General features: G+C 65.3%; 2 protein-coding genes and 2 pseudogenes. 3 read left to right on the plus strand and 1 reads right to left on the minus strand.

The features are described 5' to 3' along the window. Positions 1-334: pseudogene (locus AB0H32_RS47505) on the plus strand (transposase); the annotation flags it as partial. A 480-nt stretch (positions 335-814) separates the two neighbouring features. Here the strand turns inward: AB0H32_RS47505 and AB0H32_RS47510 are convergent. Beyond that, positions 815-1,522 carry a carbon-nitrogen hydrolase family protein gene (locus tag AB0H32_RS47510; protein WP_361135722.1) on the minus strand — a complete coding sequence of 236 codons (708 nt, stop codon included), beginning with the start codon at positions 1,520-1,522 and terminating at the stop codon, positions 815-817. Between the two features lie 334 nt (positions 1,523-1,856). On the opposite strand from AB0H32_RS47510, the pseudogene AB0H32_RS47515 reads away from it, so the two are divergent. Together AB0H32_RS47515 and AB0H32_RS47520 are read left to right on the plus strand one after the other, a co-directional pair. Beyond that, positions 1,857-2,138: pseudogene (locus AB0H32_RS47515) on the plus strand (YceI family protein); the annotation flags it as partial. A gap of 452 nt (positions 2,139-2,590) precedes the next feature. Beyond that, a complete protein-coding gene (locus AB0H32_RS47520; RefSeq protein ID WP_361135725.1) occupies positions 2,591-2,908 on the plus strand; it encodes a hypothetical protein in 318 nt (105 codons plus the stop codon). Positions 2,909-3,186 lie beyond the last annotated feature (278 nt).

Here is a 3,186-nt window from a genome sequence, read left to right on the forward strand (position 1 = left end):
ACGCGATCCCACCGGTCCGCGGCCGGGTCGGCCCATCCCCGCCGCAAGCCGGACGCGCTTCGCCGACCGCGGCTACGACCACGACATCTACCGCGACCAGATCTGCGCCCGAGGCATCGTGCCCGCGATCGCCCCCCCCGCGGAACCCGGCACGGCACCGGACTGGGCACCTATCGATGGGTGGTTGAGCGGACCTTCGACTGGCTCCAAGGTTCCGTCGTTTGCGCATCCGTTGGGAACGGCGCGCCGACATCCACAAGGGCCTGCTCACGTTGGGATTGCACCCATCTGCTGGCGCCGACTGCTTGCTGAGACACTATCGGTGGCTGACTGAAGCTTGTCCCGTAACCGCGTGCGCGGGATCAGGATCCGTTGCGGTCGGGTGAGGCGGTGTACTGCAGCCACTCGTCCACCACGTCGTGGGAGTGGTCGAGAGCGGGATCGCGACTTCCACTGGGCGCGTAGGCCGGAGACCGGTCAGCAGGCAGCGGCAAGTGGGCGCAGTACCAGGCCCGCCTGGCGCCGGCTTGCTCCGCGTCCGTGCCCGTATCTGCGGCGGCGCGGCATCCGGCACGTGATCCCGGAGAAGTGCGACAGCAAGTCCGCCCGCCTGCAAAGGGGTTCACGCGGTGACCGACCTCCGGGATTTGGCAAGGAACGGTACAGGGCCCGAACACCATCGAGCGGGCCGTGAACAAGATGAAGCAGTTCAGAGCTGTCGCCACGCGTTACGACAAGCGCGGGTACGTCTACCGGGGGACTGTTACCGCTGCCGCGCTTCTGATCTGGCAGCGCTGCTGATCCAGGCAACGCTCTATCCGACTTCGGCGGTGACCACCATGGGAGTGTCGGTGTCGGCCTGCGCAAGGAGGCTGCCGCCTGCAGCCCACAGCCCGGAGCGGCCACAACCGGTCCACGCACCGGCAGGGCCGACATGGTTGGCCACGACGACGTGCAGATTGAAATCCCTGGCGATGCCCGGATACACCGCCGCCAGCTCTTTCACTCCGCCACCCGTGCCATACAGCGAGCTGGCCAGATGCACCTGACATCCATCGGCCGCACCACGGGAGACCAACTCGGAGAAGTGGTTGTCGAAGCATGTGGCAAGGGCGAAACGCAGCCCTCCGAGCTCAAATCGGCCGTCGTGCTGTCCCGCTACCAAGACGTCCTGCTCGTGCTCGAACAAATGCTGCTTGCGATACGTGGTGATCAGCTCGCCGTCCTCCCCGAAGACCAGCGTCTCGATGGCAGGCCGCTCCCCGCCGGTGGCCACAGCGCAGTTGACAACGGTGGCAACACCACACGCCCGGACCTCGTCCAGGCGCGGGTCGTCCGCCTGCACCCAAAGATCACGGCGGGCAAGCAGAGCCTCGAGCTCGTACCCAGTCAGTGCCAGCTCAGGGAACACCACCAGCTCGGCACCCAACTCTCGCGCCTCGTTGGCCAGGGCGGTCATCTGCCGCGCGTTAGCCGAGATATCAGTAGGAACACAGGTGAACTGGGCTGTCGCGATCTTCATAGAGCTGAGCATGCCAGCCCATCGTATCGAGGCTCGACGGGAGTACCGCCGGACGCCTCATGATCGAAGAGTCAGGCCCTAGTCGGCCTCAGCAAGCCGGTACAGCACTTCTTTGGTGGTGAGGCTCCCCCCATGAGTCGAGACCCGGACCAGTTGACAACAACCGACAACGCTTGAGTGCTTGGCCGACTGTCAGGACCGATTCGTCGGTCACCCCTGCGCTCTTGGGGGCTGGCACGCCCGCCGCGGCTGCGAGAGGCCGACCCGTCACGGGTTGATCTTCCGCAGACGGGGGAGCTTCGAGTCGGGTAATCAGCAGTGAGACGACCACGGCAGGTCCTCTGACTACCTGGACGTGGCTCGGCATCCCGAGATCGGCTTCCTGAGTCGGCGTCTGGAACGATCCGGCGCAGATGCCATCTTGTACGGCGAGTTGAGCGTGTGCGGGGTGACTCAGCCGATCGCCGTCACACGCGGCACGGTTGCCCACGAGGGCAAGCGGATCACAGCTAGCGGCACTACCGCGATCGACAGGTACGCCTTCGGTATCACCAAGGCCAAGGGCATGACGGGGCGGCACCTCAAGATCGCTTTGGACGTCGTCGCGCACCGCTGAACCGTTCGTGCTGCTTGAAGCACTGCACACAATCAGCGTGACAATGATGAGATCCGCCTGCGGCGGCGTCCTGTGCTCGGGCCGCCCTGGTGCTGGCGAGCCGCTCGGACTCGGTGGCGCCGTCGCAGCCTCATCCCGCAGCGCACGTCGATGCTCCCACCGCAAGCCCTCAAGCGTTGCCAGAACTCACAGAGGTCGTCACTCCCGCGGATCGAGGCGTTCTCGGCCCTGAGCGACAGCTGGTGTCGGACTCCGGCAACAAAACCAACAGCGCGAGTGTGGCGTGCGCCCGCCTCATTCCGTTAGGAGCTCTAAAAGGGCGCTCTGTCCTGCCCAAGGTGTTTGGTGATCCGATCGAGGATGATGGTGGAGTGCTGGTCAAGGTAGAGGCAGTTCAGCCCGCTCCGTCGAGGCCTCTGTATGTCCGAGTGCACTCGGCGGTGGGTGCTGCTGTGGTGCTCTGGCAGGGGGCCCGTGAGGCGGTGGGGCGAGAACACCATGTCGAGTGGATCGTAGATGAGGACTTCGCCTGGGCGGGGAATGCCTGGGCAAGTGCCGCTGGTACCCCTGAGGTGCGGGAAGACGGTGACTGTGTCGTCTTTCGTGGCCGGCTGAGCCTGACCGAGGACGGAGGGGCTGTCCTGGACGTGGGTGGCTCGCTGATCCTGTTCGATCTTGCCGACCCGCCGTTGCCGGATGGTGTCGATGGGGCGTGGGTTGAGGTCCGTGTGGCGCAGGACCACGTCGCTGTCTGGCCCTTTGAGTTCTGACTGCTCGAGGCCGGTCAGGTGTCGCGCCACTTCTGGGTGGATTCGAGGGTGAGGCGTCGGCTTATGAGGTCCTACCTTCTTGATCGGGCTGAGCGAGCCATTCGTAGGGTTGGCTCACCCAGGGGTGGCGGGTATGGCTGTTATGAGGTTGCCGCTGGTGGCTCGATCGACTTGGCCGCCCGTACCCCGCGACGACGCGGCCGCTGATTGGGAGTTGCGAGCAGATCGCTGTGTAGGACAACGCCGGCGACGTCGTTGCAGGACAGCTGTCACGACGA

Origin of the sequence: Streptomyces sp. NPDC020362 (assembly GCF_040642095.1) — a bacterium.
In the GTDB taxonomy this organism is placed as follows: domain Bacteria; phylum Actinomycetota; class Actinomycetes; order Streptomycetales; family Streptomycetaceae; genus Streptomyces.